We start from the raw sequence: 15,681 nt of genomic DNA, 5'->3' as shown, positions 1-15,681 counted from the left end.
CGCTAGCGGATCGGCGCGCCGGGCCTCGACACCGCCGCCCGCAGGCTGATCGACGAGCTGATCCGCGCTACCCCGGGCAGTTTCGTCAGCACGTGGGTGTGGAAGCGCTCCAGGTCGGCGACGTCGGCCACGGCCACGCGGACCAGGTAGTCCGCCTCCCCGGTCATCAGGTGACACTCCACGATCTCGGGAGCCCCGCGAACGGCGGTCTCGAACGCCTCCAGCACCGGTTGCGACTGGCTCGACAGGCTGATCGAGACGAACACCGTCAGCCCGCGCCCCACGGCCTGCGGATCGATCCGGGCCGCATAGCCGGCGATGACGCCCCGCTGCTCCAGGGCCCGCACCCGGCGGGAGCAGGCGGACTCCGACAGGCATGCGAGCTCCGCGAGCTCGGCGTTGGTGGCGCGGGCGTTGGCCTGCAGGGCGATCAGCAAGGTCCGGTCGACGTCATCCAGCACTTCGCAGCTTTCCCCCGCTTCTGAGCCGCCTCAAGCAAGGATCGTGCAGATCGCCTGCCCCGCGCGCGCCACTTCTCAAGGACCTGCCAACCTTAAAACGATAGTCTTCACTATCACAACGGAGGCGGCGGTGCGGATTGGAACGGTCACGGAGATCAAGCCCGACGAGCGGCGGGTGGGGCTCACGCCCGAGCTGGTCGCAACCCTCGCTGCCCGGGGTCACGAGGTCTTCGTGCAATCTGGCGCCGGGGCCGGGATCGGGCGGGTCGACGAGGCCTACGCCGCCGCCGGCGCGGAGATCCTGGCGGACGCGGCCGCCGTCTTCGAAGCCGCCGAGATCATCGTCAAGGTGAAGGAGCCGCAGCCGGTGGAGATCGCCCGGCTGCGCCCCCACCACCTGCTCTTCACCTATCTGCACCTCGCGCCCGATCCCGAGCAGGCTCGCGGGCTGATGGCCTCGGGCGCCACGGCGATCGCCTACGAGACGATCATGGACGCCCGCCACGGCCTGCCGCTGCTCACGCCGATGAGCCAGGTCGCCGGCCGGATGGCGGCCCAGGTGGGCGCCCAGTACCTACTCGCGCCGGCCGGCGGACGGGGCCTGCTGATGGGCGGCGTCCCCGGTGTGCCGCCGGCCCGGGCCGTGATCCTCGGCGGCGGGGTGGCGGGCTTCAACGCCGCCGAGATCGCGCTCGGCATGCGGGCCGATGTCACCATCCTCGACATCTCGCCGGCCAGGCTGGCGGAGCTCGACGCCCTGTTCGAAGGCCGCGTGCGCACTGTGCTCTCGTCCCGAGGCGCGATGCTCGACCTGCTGCCGACCGCCGACCTGATCATCGGCTGCGTGCTGGTCACCGGCGCCGCGGCGCCCAAGCTGATCCTGCGGGAAGATCTGGCGAGGATGCGCCCGGGCTCGGTGCTGGTGGACGTGGCCATCGACCAGGGCGGCTGCTTCGAGACCTCGCGCCCGACCACCCACCAGGATCCCATCTATGTGGTGGACGGCGTCGTCCACTACTGCGTGGCGAACATGCCCGGGGCGGCGCCCCTCACCTCCACCTATGCGCTCTCGGCGGCCACGGCCCCTTACGTCCTTGCGCTCGCGGACCTGGGCCTCGACGGCGCGTTCGCGGCTGATCCCGGCTTCGCCGCCGGCCTGAACGTCAAGGCCGGCCGCATCGCCCATCCGGCGGTGGCCGCGGCGCTGGGCGCCTGAGGTCAGGCCTCGGACGTCTGGGCCGCGACGGCGCTGCGGCGACGGCGCCAGGCGTACCAGGCCAGGCCGATGGCCAGCCACGCCAGCAGCAGGCCATAGGGCCTCGGGTCCGTGCCTAGGCCCAGCAGTGCGATGACCACCGCCGCGAGGACCCCAAGGCCGGAGAGCCACATGACCGTCGACCGCGGGAACCGCAGGCGCGCCGCCGCGTGGACCTCCGGGTGCGACCGCGCGACGTTCCAGGCCGCCAGGCAGGTGCCCATGTACTTCATCATGGTGGGCACGTTCACGGCGAGCAGCAGGAACAGCAGGCTGGACGGCAGGAACACCGCGGCCAGGCACGCGACGAACGCCACGATGGTGGCGATATGCGGGGTGCCGAACTTCGGATGGATCCGCCCGAGGGGCGCCGGCAGGACCTCGGCGCGGGCCATGGCGAAGAGGAACCGCGAATAGACCAGGAAGACCGCGTTCATGGACTTCACCAACGCGAAGGTGGCCGCGGTGACGATCAGGGGGGTGGCAACCGGGCCCAGGGCGACCTTCGCCGCGTCCAGGAGCGGAGCCTTGCTGGCGGCCAGCACCTCGGGCGGAAGAAGGCTCAGGGCGGCGAAGGTGACCGTCAGGTAGACGACCACGGTGAGGGCCAGGGCGCCGGCCATGCCCAGCGGCACCACGCGCTTGGCGTCGGCGACCTCCTCCCCCACCTCGGTGGCGGTTTCGATCCCCAGGAAGAGCTGGATCATCAGCGGCAGGGCGGCCAGGATCGGCAGCAGGCCATCGCCGGCAGCTTCCACGAACAGCCGCGGCTGAAAGCTGGGCGCCGCCGCGAACACGAACACGGCGAGGGCGCCCAGCAGCAGGATCATGAGGACGGTCTGGGCCCGGGCCGCCACCGCCACGCCGACGTAGTTCAGGACGAACACAAGGGCGAAGAAGCCGAGGATGGTCGGCGTCGCCGGAAGCGGCAGCACCATCGAGAGGTAGTTGGTCAGAACCCGCGCCAGCACGATCATGACGACGGCGTTCGAAAGGACCCGCATCCAGACGATGGCGAAGGCCAGAGTGGGGCTGGTGAACTGGCGTTGCCACTCGAACGAGGCGGCTGTCCGCGGCGCGGTCGAGGCCAGGTAGGCGTAAACCAGGGCGAACAGGCCCATCGGCAGCGCTGCGAGCGCGGTCGCGATCAGCACGCCGTACCCGCCCACCTTCGCCGCCGGTCCCAGCACCGTGAAGATGGCCGCGCCGATGGCGGTCCCCGCCCCCAGCATCACGAGATCGATCAGGCGTACGCTGTGGCGGAGTTGGGCGGTCATTCGGTCTCCGTCGTCAGAACTGGCAGGATTCGGCAGGCGCCGCCGGGTCGCGGGCGAAGGCGTAGCCCTCGCGCGCCGGCCCGCGGGGCAGGTAGGTGATCGTTCGACTCTCGCCGCCGCGACCGACGACCAGGCGGAGGGGCGCCGTCTCGTCCTTCCGGACCGCGTCGATGTCGCCGACCTCGGTGAGCACATCACCCTCACGGAGCCCCGCTTCCGCCGCGGCCGAGCCGGGCTGGAGGCCGCGGACGACGCGATCGTCATTGAGCGAGGCGCGGGCGAAGCCGAGCTCGAAGGCGCGGCTGGCGCGCGGGGTCACCTTGAAGCACGGCGCGAAGCGGGGCGCCGGAACCAGGAGCCCGCCGGCGGCCATGCGCTCGTAGTCGCGGCGGGCCCGCTCGACGCCGATCTCCGCACCGACCAGCGCCAGCCAGTCGGCGAGCCCATAGGTCTGGCCGGCGACGTCGCGGCGCCGCATGGCCTTGGCGACGTCGTCGAGGCTGCGGCGGCCGCCGCTCGCCTCGCGGATCGCCGCGTCGGTGTTGAGCAGGTAGAAGAAGCCTCGGCCGTAGGGGATCGTCTGGGCGATGGGATCGGTCCAGAAGCGCTTCGCGCCTTCGACGTTGCTGAGGTCTCGGTAGGGGTTCGAGTAGTAGGCCGCCGCCTTGTCGTTCAGCGTCTTCAGCAGGCGGTCCGGCGGCAGCAGGCCGGCGCGGTGCGACAGCAGCACCGAATAGTACTCGGCCATCCCCTCGCTGTACCAGGCGGTCTCACCGTGCTCGCCCTGCATGCGCGGCCAGTTGTGGGCCATCTCGTGGGCGATCAGGCCCTGGAGGTCGTCGATGCCGGGCCTTGCCGGCGGGTGGTAGCCGAACATGAAGGAGCGGCCCAAGGCGCTGCCGCCCATGCCCTTGTAGGGGTTCTGGCGCATGAACACCCGGTAGGCCCCGCCCTCGTCGCCGAAGAAGGCCGACATCGGCTTGAAGAGGCTCTCGATGCGGGCGCCCAGCGCGGGCGCGTCGAAGGGCGGTTCTCCCAGCCAGTACAGGCTGAACCCCTTCGGATCGGGCGGGTGGCTCTTCAGCGGGCCGGCCGCATAGTAGCTGAACGACAGGGCCTGGGAGGGCAGCACGATCTCGACCGGCCCCTCGCCATAGGTCCAGGCGCCGCGGGAGCCCGGCGGCGAGGCCGACAAGTCCCACCGCAGCCGGACCTTCCACGGCCCATCGGCGACCGGCGTCGCGAGGAAGCCGACGCCCGCCCCGGCGAAGCCGCCCGCCTCCTGCCGCAGGTCGAACAGCGGCCCGTTGTTGGTGGCGGCGGTCACCGCCCGCGGCGGCGCCTCGTAGGTCACCACGACGTCGCCTTTCGTGGGCCGCGTCACGCTCCATCGGCGATAGACGCCCTGGGGCGTGGGCGGCTCCTCCGCCTGGACCAGCGGAAGGCCCCCGAGGTCGTCGCGGGCCTGCAGCGCGTCGCCGTCGTAGCGGGCGCTGGGGATGCCCACCAGGGTGAGCGGCAGCCGGACGAGGCCGGCGCCGGGGGCGAGATCGGGGGCGGCCAGGGTCATCCGCACGGCCAGCCGGCCCTGCTGCGGCTTGGGCGTCAGGACCAGCTCGAGCGGCGCAGGCGCGGCCGCGGCGGCGGCGGCCGGCCCAGTGAGCGTGACGACGGCGAGAAGCGACAGGACGGCGCGGCCCAGGCGACGGAGCATGGCGATCACCACCGCTTGCAGGTGGCGTCGGAGACGCCCGGCCGGCGCACGAAGGCGTATCCCTCGAGCGCCTCGCCCTTCCGGTCGTAGGTCCTGGTCTTCAGTTCGAAGCAAGGCCCGAACGCGTTCGTGTGCGGCTTGAACAGCTCGCCCCGCAGGATGCGCGCCTCGAACTCCCGGTCGGCCCCCGGCCCGAGCTCGCGCACCACAAAGGCCTTCCACGCGGCGTGGTCGAAGCGCTGCCCTTGCTCGCGGGCGATGAACAGCGGCCGGAGCGCGTCCTCCAGACGGCGCTTGCCCTTGGATTTCTGACGGATGCGGGCGTCGAGGTCCGCGAAGTAGAGCGCGCCGCGGTTGTACGGCACGTGGCGGACGCCCTCGTCCCCGAAGCCGGCCTGGGCGATCCGCTCGGCGCTCCAGGTCCGCGCCGGCTCTCCGAAATAGCCTTTCGCGATCTCGTTCACCTCGTCCGCATAGTCCGTCACCGAGACGAACCCGCCGCGCTTGGGCACGACGGCGGTGAGGTAGGTGTTCAGGCCCTCGCTGAACCAGCTCGAGACGCCCTGCGGGGCGTCGATGCCGCCCGTCCACTGGTGCATCATCTCGTGGGCCAGGGTCCGGCGCGGACCCATGCTGCCGGGCTCGCGCGGGGCCGAGGCCTGCGAGAGCATGAACGAGTTCGGCAGCGCCGTGCCGCCGCCCACCGGTGGGGTGTCGAGGAAGCGCATGAACACCCGGTAGGGCGGCGGCGGCTTCAGGTAGCGCAGCTCGTCGGCGATGTAGGTGTAGAGCTTCGCCGACCAGGCGGACTCCGTCCCGGGATCGAACGGCGAGGAGCCCAGCCACGCCGCGCTGAAGCCGTGATCCTGGCCGTGGGCGGGATAGCGGCCCACCGGCCCGGCCATGTACCAGGCCTGCATCAGGCGCGCGGGCGGCCCGCTCACCTCCGCTGTTCCCTCGCCGAACGAGGCGATGCCGGTGGAGCCGGCGGGCAGGTCGCTGAGGTCCCACGTCACCCGGCTGACGCCGCCTTTGACGTGCTCCGGGATCACCAGGAAGCCGGAGCCTGCGCCGCTCACGCCCCCGCCCGATGGCCGGATCCCGAACGGCGGACCCTGGCGCGAGCCGGCCGGCTGGACCAGCGAGCGATAGCTGATGGTGACGGGGTAGCTCACCGCGCGGGCCGGTTTCCAATGACGGAAGTAGGGGAAGCCGCCGGGGGCGGCGGGATCGTCCGAGGAGGTCAGCGGCACCTGCCCCTGGGAGTCAGTGACCACCAGGTCCCGGACGCGGTCGGCGATCCCGGGCACACCGGCATAGACCACCGGCGCCGACAGGCTGAACGGCGCGGCGTCAGCGGGGACGTCGGTGAGCACCGACCTCACCGCGACGGCGGCGACCTCGTCGCCCTGGCGGATCGGCTTGAACGTCGATTCGAAGGTCTGGGCCTGGGCAGCGGCGGCCACCGCGGCCAGACCGGTCCCGAGCAAAAGGGCGCGCCCCATCAGCTCACTCCTTGCCCGGCCGGGCGACCGCCGGCGGGGTCGCGAACGGCTTGATGCTGAGGTGCTCGTAGATCTCGGCGGGGAAATAGACGACGCCCCCGACCACGGTCATCCGGACCTGGCGGATCTTGGAGATGTCAGCCACGGGATCGCCCGCCACCAGGATGAAGTCGGCCAGCTTGCCGCGCTCGATGGTCCCGAGCTGCTGATCGCGGCCGAAGTAGGTCTCCGCGTCGAGCGTGGCGAGGCGGAGCGCCTTGCCGGCGGGGATGCCGGCCTTCACGTAGAGTTCCAGCTCCCGATGGAGGGTGAAGCCGGTCCCGTCATCGGTGCCGGGCAGGAGCTGCACGCCGCTGGTGTCGAGCAGCTTCAGGGTCTCCAGCACGCGTTCGAAGCCGCCCTGGTAGCGCTCGTCGTCGTGCGGGTGCTCCAGGGTGACGAAGCCGCGCTTGCGATAGCGCTGGTAGCCGATGGGCACGTGGTCGAGGTACGGCCTGTCGCCCGCGTTCACCTGGCCCGAGCGGCTCAGCATCAGGCGCTCCAGGATCACCGCCGTGGTGTCCAGTTTGACGCCCTTCTCGCGCATGAGGGCGACGGTCGCCCGAACCTTCGGAGAGTTCAGATCGAGGTCGGCGCCGCGGGCCATGCCGGTCAGGCGGAGCGGCGTGCGCGTGTCCTCGTCGGGCGTGAGCATCCAGCCCAGCATCAACTGGTTCACATGCGCGATGTCGTTGTAGCCGTCGCGGATCACCCGGTCGGGCGAGGAGAAGGCCGGCACGTGGCCGCTGACGCCCAGGCCCAAGCGGTGGGCCTCGGCCGCCACGGGCGCGACCCAGTCGGGGTTGAAGCTGTTGTAGATCTTGATCTGCCAGTAGCCGTGGTCGGCGTACCAGCGGACGTCGTCCAGCGCCTCTTCGAGGCTGTCGGCGATGAAGCCGTTGCGGGCCGAATACGGGCTGCGCCCCTCAAGGAAGCCATTGCGGACGATGCGCGGGCCAGCGATCTCGCCGGCCTCCAGCATCCGGATCCGGGCCAGGAGTTCCTCGTTGTCGTTGCCCTGGTCGCGGACCGCCGTGACGCCGGCCGCCAGGTTGAACAGATTGGACGACAGCGACACGTGGTGATGCATGTCGTGGAGGCCGGGCACGAGCACGCCGCCCTCGGCGTCGATCACCGTTTCGCCCCGGACCGGCGGGCCGCTGCGGGGCGGCTCGATACTGACGATACGGTCCTCGTAGATCACGACCTCCGACGGCGCGCCGACCTTCATGGTCCGCGGATCGAAGATGCGCGCGTTGCGGATGCGCACCGGGCCGTCGAAGGTGTGGGCGAGCTTGCTGCGGGCGGCCTTGGCGCTCTCCAGGGAGAGCTCGCGGCTCATCTTCTGCAGCGTCTTGAACTCGGCCTCGTAGCCCTCGCGCACCAGGCCGTCGCCCGGCAGGGCGAAGAGTTCGCCCTTGTCGTCGAGGACCACGAAGAACGGCTGCAGCTCCACGCCGCCCAGCTCGTAGACCGTCAGCGAAACGGCCCTGGCCCCCTCGCCAAGGCTGACCTTGCGCACCTCGTCCAGCCGCATGGAGCCGGACGGGAGCACCGGCAGCGTGCGGTTCGGCGCCTTGATGAGGGCGCGGGCGAACTGCCCCTGGATCCACGGGCTGGCGTCGGCGGGAACGTAGAAGACCGGCTGGGCGGCCTTCACGGCGCCCTTGTCGGGCGCGCTCGTCCACGTGGCGCGACCGCGCGCCCAGTCGAACTGCTCCTTGACCGGGTTGCCGAACAGCGAGGCGCCCTCGATGGTCCACTTCAGAGGGCGGCCGTCGGCGCCGAGCTGGATCCGTTCGCGGGCCTTCGGGCCACGCCCGTTGTTGCTGACCGCGTAGTCGATGGCGACGTTCGCACCCTCGACCTCCGCGGTGAGGTGGCCGACCTTCTCGCCGTTGGCGATAACCGTGTAGCGCTCGGTGGCGGCGAGCGCCTGCCCGGAGAGCGCCAGCGCCGCCGTGGCGCAGACCAGTCCAAGGATGCGGCCAGACACGACGCGCGCCATCAATCTTCCCCTTGCGGCCGAACAAACCTGCGCACCGCCTCGGCCAGGGCTGCGCGATTGCCTTCCTCGGTGAACACCGAGTGGCCGCCCTGGAACTGGGCGGCGGTGAGCCGGTCGGCGGGCACGCCCGCCTGGTCCAGCGCATAGCGCCCACGGTAGGCGGGCGTGCTGATGTCGTAGAGGCCCGAGGCCCAGAACAACCGCATCCCCGGGTTGGCGCGCATGGCCTCGCCGAGGAAACGGTTGGCGTCGCTGCGGTCCTCGTAGTCCCAGGCGGCGTTCACATCGAGGTTGAGCGAGGTGTAGGTCTCGGGGCTGTCGAACTTCAGCGTCTTGCGGAAGTAGAGCTCGACCGCCCGGGATTCCCCCTTGCCGACTGGCACGGCCACGTCGCGACGGCTAGCGGATCTCGGCGGGGCTGGCGCCTTCTCGAGCGAGAACGAGAGACCGGGGTCATCGTAGGGCGGCCGCTGGGCCGGCGCATCGAGGCGGCGCGTCGCACGGCCGTCGAGCTGTCCCGTGCGGAGCCCCTGGTCCTTGAGCAGCTCGAACATGAAGTCCTGGTTCGAGAGCCGCAGGTCCTTGGCCAGGATGAACTCGACCGGCAGGCCGGTCAGCGCAGACATCCTGCGGGCCACCGCCTGCTTCTCGGCCGGCGGGAGGCTGGCGCCCTGGATCAGGGCCGTCACGTAGTCCGCGCGGGCGAAGCGGACCGCCTCGTCGTAGACCTGCTCGACCGTGCGGCCGCGGTGGTCGCCGCGCTTGTGCCACCAGGCGACCGTGGCGAAGGTCGGCAGGCTGGTGACGTAGGGCATCTCGCGCCCTTCGACGTTGCCCACCAGGGCGAACAGCAGCACGCCGTCGAGCTTCAGCGCGCCCGCGTCCCGGGCGATCATCGCCGCCCGGGTCGTGCCGTAGCTCTGGCCCAGGATGTAGCGCGGCGAGGCCTGGCGGCCATGGACCTGCAGCCATTGCGCGATCACCGCGCCCACCGAGGCCGCGTCGCTGGTGCGCCCCCAGAAGCTCTTGCCGTCAACGCCCGGGAACGGCCGGCTGTAGCCGGTGCCGACGGGATCGATGAACACCAGGTCCACCGCGTCGAGCGGGCTCGCCGGATTGTCGATCAGCACCTGATCCGCGCCCTCGCCGACCCTGCGCATCGGGCCGAAGGCGCCGAAGTGCAGTGGCGTCGTGGAGGCGCCGGGCCCGCCATTGAACACGAACATGACCGGACGCCTGGCTGGGTCCTTCACGCCGGTCCGGACATAGGAGGTGGTGACGACCGAGGCCTGCGGCCGGCCCGCCGCATCCTTCAGGAAGGTCTCCGCGACGATCGCCCGGTACGCCACCGCCTGGCCGTTGAAGCGTGCCGCATGCCGCGTTTCGGCGACCAGCGGCTGGCGCGCCGCCACCTCGGCCGGCGCGCTCGCGGCCTGGCCGGCGGCCATCGCCGGCTGGCTCAGGAGCACGAGAACGGCAAGCGCCGTGGACCTTAGCGACATAGATGGATCCCCCGTCCGCGGAGCACGCGGAGCACGCATCATCCTACCCGGCGGAGCTGGCATTTCTATTCGAAGTGCGGCTCCCGCCGTGCAAGGTCGACACGTTCAATGCGGGCCGGCGCAAAGCGTCGCATAGGCTATGTCGGGACAGCTGCGGTCGCGCACGCATACGAAAAGAAAATCCGCCCACTGGTCGATAGGGTGGCGGCATATCGGAGGACGGGGGACCTGATGGCGTCGATCACCAAGCGCGAGTGGCTGGCGGGCGGCGCGGCCCTGGCGGGGCTGGCCCGAGCCGGCGGGGCGGTCGCCCAGGCGGCAGGCGGCCCCTTCGTGACCCGGCGCTCCGGCGTCTTCAACGGCCGCAGGCTCAGCTACGTCGCCACGGTGGGCGAGACCATCCTGCGCGACGCCACGGGGACGCCGACCGTCCGCCTCGTCAGCACCTCGTACGTGCGCGAAAGGGCCGACCCGGCCCGGCCGGTCCTGTTCGCCTTCAACGGCGGCCCCAGCAGTTCTTCCCAGACCCTGCACATGATGGCCCTGGGGCCGAAGCGGCCGCTTGTGGCGCAGGATCCGCGCGCGCCGGAGCCCGCGCCGCAGCTCGTCGACAACACCTACTCGCCGCTGGACGCCGTCGACATCGTCATGGTCGATCCGGCCGAGACCGGCTTCAGCCGGGTGCTGCCCGGCGGCAAGCGCGAAGAGTTCTATTCGGTCGAGGGCGACTCCCAGTCGGTCTCCGACTTCGTCATCGCCTGGTGCCGCGCGAACGGCCGGGAGGCCTCGCCCAAGTACGTGCTCGGAGAGAGCTACGGCACGCTCCGCGCCGCCTTCATGGCGGGGCAGTTGGCCACGACCATGCCGCTCGACGGTGTGTTCATCTTCGGCCAGGCGGTGAACATGATCGAGACCAGCCAGCGGGCGAAGAACGTGGTCTCCTACGCCACCAACATCACGGCGCTGGCCGCCATCGCCGCCTACCACGGCAAGGCCGAACGCAGCGACCGGCCGATGAACGAGATCATCGACGACGCCTACGCCTTCGGCATGGGGGACTATCTGCAGGCCCTGCTGAAAGGCGCCGACCTGCCGGCCGCCGACCGCGAGGCCATGGCGCGGCGCCTGCAGGCGGTCACCGGCATCGGCGCCGACTACTACCTCGCCAACGAGTTGAAGATCACCAAGCTCGCCTTCCAGCGCGAGCTGCTGAAGGACCAGGGCCTGATGCTGGGGATGTACGACGCCCGCTACGTCGGCCCCCTGCCCCAGCCGGGCCAGCGCCTGGCCGACCCTTCCGCCAAGCCGATGCAGGCGATCGGGCCGACCATGCTCGAGCATTACGCCAGGAACCTGGGCGTGACCTGGCCCGCGTCCGACTACCGCCCTTCCGCGCCCCAGACCAACACCTGGACCTGGGCGCCGACCCTGGGGCCCGGCGGCCCCTTCTACGACTTCGACTACCAGGCCGAGATCTCGAAGGCGTTCCGCGCCAACCCACGGTTCCGCCTGATGGTGGGCACGGGGGTCTTCGACCTGACGACGACGGTGGGCCCCGCGCGCTACCTCGTCACCCAGAGCGACTATCCCCGGGACCGCGTGATCCAGCGGCAGTACCTCGGCGGCCACATGGCCTACACCCACGAGCCGACGCTGAAGGCCTTCAACGACGACATTCGCGCCTTCGTGACGGGCCGGCGGCTCTAGCCGCCCGGCCCCATCAGCCCAGCGCCGCCCGGTAGAACGCCCGCAGGTCGTCGGTGGCCTGGCGGCGTGTCGCGTCATCGGAGAAGACCGCGTGGCCGGCCGGATAGACGCTCTGCGTGAAGCGACCCTTCGGCAACCCCGCAGCGAGGTACTCCTCCAGGGGGCCGGCGTAAGGGATCGTCAGATCGTAGTAGCCCAGCATCAGGGTGACCCTCAGCGCCGGGTCCTGGGCCATGAGGTCCTTGAACAGCAGCGGCATGCTCACCGGCCCGCGGGCGACGCTGTGGTTCCAGCGCTCGTTGGCGGGATAGGACAGACGCACGTAACCACTGGCAGGGCGATAGCCGAACTCCCCGCGGAACAGGCCCTCGACCGCCTTCGTCAGATCGTACTTCAGCGTGTAGGGCGAGGTGGACGGGTCGTCGTAGGGCGGCTTCTTCGTGTCGGTGATGCTGCGGGGCGCCTTGGCCCGCGCGTCCGAACCGCCGATGCGCTCGCCCGTATCGGACAGCAGCTCGCGCACGAAGCGGTCGACCGGGATCTTCAGCCCAGCCTCACGGACCGTCGCAGCCGGAAAGCCCGTGTAGCGCGCCACCTGGGCGGCGATCTGCTCGGCCTCGGTGTCCGGGAGCGCGGCCCCCTTCGCGAGCGCCGCCGCGTACGGTCCCGAAGCGAAGCGGTGCGCCTCGGAGGCCACGGCCTCGACCGGCCGCTCCCTGTAGGCGCCGCGGCCGTGATACCAGGCCGCCGCCGCCTGGCTCGGCAGGGCGCGCACGGCGGGATCGGCCGGCCCGGCCAGGGGCGGCCGGCCCCGCGTCGCCGTGGACGGCGAGACCAGCACCACCCCCGCCATCCGGGTGGGCCGCGGCTCGGCGGCCAGCAGTTCGGCGACGAAGCCGACGCGGATGCCGGCGTAGCTCTCCCCCACGAGGAACTTGGGCGAGGCCGCTCGACCGTTCGCCCTCAGCCATTCGCGGATGAAGGCGGCCACGGCGCGGGCGTCCTCCTCCACGCCCCAGAACTCGCGCTCCGCGCCTTCCGTCAGGAAGCGGCTGTAGCCCACGCCCGGCGGGTCGACGAACACCAGGTCTGAGACGTCCAGCAGGCTGTGCGGATTGTCCGCGAAGGCGAAGCCGTCAGGCGTCGCGGCGTTGACGGTCAAGCGCGGCGCGAGCCCTTCGCGCAGCGCGATGGTTGCGCCGCCCGGCCCGCCGTTGAACAGGAAGGTTACGGGCCGCCTGGCCGCGGCCGCGCCCTCCGCCAAATAGGCGGCGGAGAAGACGGTGGCCCCCGGGGCGCCCGTGGCGGTCGGCAGGACGATCTCGGAGGCCACCGCGCGGTACGGGATGGTCTTGCCGCGGATCCGCGCGACCCCGCGGATGGTCGCCGGCGCCGGAACCTGCGCCTCGGCGGCGGCGGACACGCCGGGCAGCGCCGACGCGCCCAGCCACAGCAGCGAGGACGTGGCCCGGGCGCCCAGCGTCCGGCGGGTTATAGGCGGCATCGGTGGTCCTTCTCTCAGCGCGCCGGGCGGACGGCGCCGATGTATCGGTCGCGAAGCTCGCGGCTGCGCGAGGTCATGGGCTGCTCGGCGCCGCGGATCAGGACCCGGCGGGCGACGGTGGTGGTCTCCAGGGGATCGCCGCTCCAGATCACGAGATCGGCGTCCCGCCCGGGAGCGATAGAGCCCAGCCGGTCGTCGAAGCCAAAGATGCGCGCGGGGTTCACGGTGATCGCGGCGAGCGCCGCCTCCCAGGGCAGGCCGAAGCGCACCGTGCGACCGGCGAGGAAGCGCGGCGTGCGGATCAGGAAGACAATGCGGGCGATGCCGGGCTTGAAGGCGATCAGCACCCCCGCCTCATGCAGGATGGCGGCGTTGCGGTAGGTGGCGTTCAGGCTCTCAAAGGTGAAGGCCTGGTTGTCCTCGGCGTCCAGCACCACCGGCGCCCGCGCGGCGGCGATCTGCGGCGCCAGCATCCAGGCCTCGGCGGCGCCGGACAGGACGACCCGGACGTTCTCCTCGCGCGCGACGTCCAGGACGAGCCGGATGTCGGAAGCGCGGTTGACCTCCACCAAGAGCGGGCGACGCCGTTCGACGACCGGGACCAGAGCTTCGAGGTCCGCCCGCGACAGGGACAGTTCCTCCAGCCGCCCATCGTCGACCCGGCCCCGGCGGTAGTCGCGGGCCAGGGCCAGGGACTGCTTCACGAGGGTCCGCCAGGCGCCGCGGCTTCCGCCCGCTGCGGCCGCCCCGCCCTCGCCCACCGCCGTGACCACCGCCACGTGCGGCGCGACCAGGTAGTCCCCGTCCGCCGAGAGCCGCACGATGGCGGCCTGGCCGCCGAACACCTTGCGCGGCGCACCGGCGGCCGGCCCGGGCGCATTGGGGGCCAGCACGGCCCAGGTCACGCCCTCGACGCGCGCCTCGGGGATCTGCGGCGAGTCCGGGTTGACGTCGTAGGCCACGTCGAAGCCGGCGCTGAGCCGCTCATTGGTAGACCCGCGGCCGCCCCACCCGCTGCCAATCGTGTCGTTCAGCGCCAGCGGCGACACGGTGGCCGCCAGCCCTGGCGTGACCGTCTGGCCCGTCGCGTCGATCACTTTGGCGCCGGCGGGCACACGCACCGCGGCTCCCACCGCCGCGATCCTGCCGTCGCGGACCAGCACCGTGCCGCGGGGAATGTCGCCGGCCGGGCCAAGGCTCACCACCCGCGCACCCACGATAGCGATCGTCTCGGCCGCCGCCGGCGCCGCCGACGCGGCCAGCACGGCGGCGAGGATCAGCTTGCGCATCATCGGGAGGCCTCCGGACGGCGCTGGGCGCCCAGTTCGAAGTCCGACCTGGGCCGCTCCGGCGGGCGGGCGCGGTCATGCATCAGCGCGCCGTCGACGAACACGAGGTCGGGCTGGCTGTAGACGCTGAACGGATCGGCGCTCCACAGGACCACGTCGGCGGCCTTGCCCGGCTCCAGCGAGCCGGTCTGCCCGTCGATCCCGAGGATCCGCGCGGGATTGAGCGTGAGCCACCGGATCGCATCCTCCGGCGTCACCCGCAGGCCGGCCTCGTTGCCGGCGGTCATCGCCCGCGCGGCCTCGTGGTTCAGGTGCTGCATCAGCATGACATTGTCGGAGTGCATGGCGGCCATACCGCCCGCGGCTTGGACGAAGGCCGCGTTCTCCATGACGGAGTCGTAGGCCTCCATCTTGTAGCCGGACCAGTCCCCGGCCCAGGTGACGACGGGAATGCCCTCGCGCGCCAGCACCGGCGCGATCTTGAAGGCCTCCAGCGCATGATGGAAGGCGGCGATCTTGAAGCCGAACTCGTGCGACAGATCGATCATCTGCAGCATCTCGTCGGCGCGGTAGCAGTGGATGTGCACCTTGGCCCGCCCTTCCAGGGCGGCGGCGACGGTTTCCAGTGCCAGGTCCCGGCGCGGCGGCTGGGCCGGCTGACCGGCGTCCTTCTTCCGGCGGTACTCCCGGACCTGGTCGGCATAGGCGGCCGCGGCCGCGAAGGTGGTGCGGTAGCCCAGCATGCCGCCGGCCCGGGTGCCGGGCTTGCCCGGCCCGCCGCCGGTGGGGTTCTCGCCGCAGGCGATCTTCAGGCCGTACGGCGCGCCAGGGACCTTCATGGCCTGGGGGGACAGCGCCGGCACGGTCTTCAGCGTGACGGTGCGGCCGTTGAACAGGTTGGCCGACCCGGGGAGGATCATGGTGGTGGTGACACCCGCCGCCAGCGCGCGCTCGAACATCGGATCCTGCGGCCAGACCGCATGCTCGACCCAGATGCCGGCGGCGTTCGGCCCGGACTCGTTGGAGCCGTCGCCATTGGCCTCGCCCGGGCTCGAGCCGACGCCGATGTGCGAATGCGGGTCGATGATGCCGGGGGTCACCCAGCGGCCCCGGGCGTCGATCACATGCACGCCCGCCGGGACCGCCACGTCGCGGCCCACCGCCGCCACCTTACCGTCGCGGATCAGCAGCACGCCGGCGTCGATCCGGGGGCCGGCTGCGGTGAGGATCGTGGCGTTGACGATCGCCACCGGCTCGGAAGACGCCGGCCGGTAGGTGGACGGGAAGGCGTCAAGTTCAAAGCTGGGGTCGAGCCCGGCGCGGACAGGCGCGGGCTTCGGCGCCGGCTGCGGCGGCGCGGCCGCCTGCGTGGCGCAGCCGGCGAGCGCCAGGCTCGCGAGCAAGGCCGTGAGCCGCATCG

11 protein-coding genes are annotated in these 15,681 nt (G+C 71.7%); 2 read left to right on the top strand and 9 right to left on the bottom strand.

Features of this window, described 5'->3' with window-relative positions:
- Window positions 1–2: 2 nt before the first annotated feature.
- Window positions 3–461 (bottom strand): Lrp/AsnC family transcriptional regulator, encoded by a 459-nt coding sequence (locus ACE3Q8_RS09190; protein WP_374469972.1) that lies wholly within the window; start codon window positions 459–461, stop codon window positions 3–5.
- 130 nt (window positions 462–591) lie between these two features.
- Between ACE3Q8_RS09190 and ald the strand changes: the two genes are divergently transcribed.
- Entirely contained in the window at window positions 592–1,677 is a 1,086-nt protein-coding gene (ald, locus tag ACE3Q8_RS09185; RefSeq protein ID WP_374469971.1) for an alanine dehydrogenase, read from the top strand.
- 2 nt (window positions 1,678–1,679) lie between these two features.
- On the opposite strand, the gene ACE3Q8_RS09180 is transcribed toward ald, so the two are convergent.
- Genes ACE3Q8_RS09180 through ACE3Q8_RS09160 form a run of 5 tightly spaced genes read right to left on the bottom strand, consistent with a single transcriptional unit; the run spans window position 1,680 to window position 9,761 of the window.
- The gene (locus ACE3Q8_RS09180; protein WP_374469970.1) at window positions 1,680–2,993 is read right to left on the bottom strand and encodes an APC family permease; all 1,314 of its coding nucleotides are present in this window, start codon (window positions 2,991–2,993) and stop codon (window positions 1,680–1,682) included.
- Window positions 2,994–3,006: 13 nt separating this feature from the next.
- On the bottom strand, window positions 3,007–4,707 hold the full coding sequence (locus tag ACE3Q8_RS09175) for a PDZ domain-containing protein (protein WP_374469969.1): 1,701 nt from the start codon (window positions 4,705–4,707) through the stop codon (window positions 3,007–3,009).
- A gap of 5 nt (window positions 4,708–4,712) precedes the next feature.
- On the bottom strand, window positions 4,713–6,212 hold the full coding sequence (locus ACE3Q8_RS09170) for a hypothetical protein (protein ID WP_374469968.1): 1,500 nt from the start codon (window positions 6,210–6,212) through the stop codon (window positions 4,713–4,715).
- 4 nt (window positions 6,213–6,216) lie between these two features.
- Window positions 6,217–8,259 carry an amidohydrolase family protein gene (locus ACE3Q8_RS09165; protein WP_374469967.1) on the bottom strand — a complete coding sequence of 681 codons (2,043 nt, stop codon included), beginning with the start codon at window positions 8,257–8,259 and terminating at the stop codon, window positions 6,217–6,219.
- A complete protein-coding gene (locus ACE3Q8_RS09160) occupies window positions 8,259–9,761 on the bottom strand; it encodes a S10 family peptidase (RefSeq protein ID WP_374469966.1) in 1,503 nt (500 codons plus the stop codon). The genes ACE3Q8_RS09165 and ACE3Q8_RS09160 overlap by 1 nt, the downstream gene beginning before the upstream one ends.
- A 231-nt stretch (window positions 9,762–9,992) precedes the next feature.
- On the opposite strand from ACE3Q8_RS09160, the gene ACE3Q8_RS09155 reads away from it, so the two are divergent.
- Window positions 9,993–11,468 (top strand): S10 family peptidase, encoded by a 1,476-nt coding sequence (locus tag ACE3Q8_RS09155; protein ID WP_374469965.1) that lies wholly within the window; start codon window positions 9,993–9,995, stop codon window positions 11,466–11,468.
- 13 nt (window positions 11,469–11,481) lie between these two features.
- Here ACE3Q8_RS09155 and ACE3Q8_RS09150 read toward each other — a convergent pair whose 3' ends face one another.
- From ACE3Q8_RS09150 to ACE3Q8_RS09140, 3 genes are read right to left on the bottom strand one after another with little or no spacing between them, the layout of a single operon-like run.
- Window positions 11,482–12,972, bottom strand: coding sequence for a hypothetical protein (locus tag ACE3Q8_RS09150; RefSeq protein WP_374469964.1), 1,491 nt, complete (start codon window positions 12,970–12,972; stop codon window positions 11,482–11,484).
- Between the two features lie 14 nt (window positions 12,973–12,986).
- Window positions 12,987–14,264 (bottom strand): amidohydrolase family protein, encoded by a 1,278-nt coding sequence (locus ACE3Q8_RS09145; RefSeq protein ID WP_374469963.1) that lies wholly within the window; start codon window positions 14,262–14,264, stop codon window positions 12,987–12,989.
- Window positions 14,261–15,679 (bottom strand): amidohydrolase family protein, encoded by a 1,419-nt coding sequence (locus ACE3Q8_RS09140; RefSeq protein ID WP_374469962.1) that lies wholly within the window; start codon window positions 15,677–15,679, stop codon window positions 14,261–14,263. Before ACE3Q8_RS09140 ends, ACE3Q8_RS09145 begins: the two co-directional genes overlap by 4 nt.
- Window positions 15,680–15,681: the final 2 nt, after the last annotated feature.

Origin of the sequence: Phenylobacterium sp., assembly GCF_041913825.1 — a bacterium.
Classification (GTDB): Bacteria; Pseudomonadota; Alphaproteobacteria; order Caulobacterales; family Caulobacteraceae; genus Phenylobacterium.
Note: the sequence above shows the minus strand (reverse complement) of the source record. Positions and strands in the feature narration are given on the sequence as shown.

What these genes read in the sequence shown, in the direction of transcription:
- ACE3Q8_RS09180 (WP_374469970.1), bottom strand. Translation starts at nt 2,993, where the DNA reads ATGACCGCCCAACTCCGCCACAGCGTACGCCTGATCGATCTCGTGATG.
- ACE3Q8_RS09175 (WP_374469969.1), bottom strand. Translation starts at nt 4,707, where the DNA reads ATGCTCCGTCGCCTGGGCCGCGCCGTCCTGTCGCTTCTCGCCGTCGTC.
- ACE3Q8_RS09170 (WP_374469968.1), bottom strand. Translation starts at nt 6,212, where the DNA reads ATGGGGCGCGCCCTTTTGCTCGGGACCGGTCTGGCCGCGGTGGCCGCC.
- ACE3Q8_RS09165 (WP_374469967.1), bottom strand. Translation starts at nt 8,259, where the DNA reads ATGGCGCGCGTCGTGTCTGGCCGCATCCTTGGACTGGTCTGCGCCACG.
- ACE3Q8_RS09160 (WP_374469966.1), bottom strand. Translation starts at nt 9,761, where the DNA reads ATGTCGCTAAGGTCCACGGCGCTTGCCGTTCTCGTGCTCCTGAGCCAG.
- ACE3Q8_RS09155 (WP_374469965.1), top strand. Translation starts at nt 9,993, where the DNA reads ATGGCGTCGATCACCAAGCGCGAGTGGCTGGCGGGCGGCGCGGCCCTG.
- ACE3Q8_RS09150 (WP_374469964.1), bottom strand. Translation starts at nt 12,972, where the DNA reads ATGCCGCCTATAACCCGCCGGACGCTGGGCGCCCGGGCCACGTCCTCG.
- ACE3Q8_RS09145 (WP_374469963.1), bottom strand. Translation starts at nt 14,264, where the DNA reads ATGATGCGCAAGCTGATCCTCGCCGCCGTGCTGGCCGCGTCGGCGGCG.
- ACE3Q8_RS09140 (WP_374469962.1), bottom strand. Translation starts at nt 15,679, where the DNA reads ATGCGGCTCACGGCCTTGCTCGCGAGCCTGGCGCTCGCCGGCTGCGCC.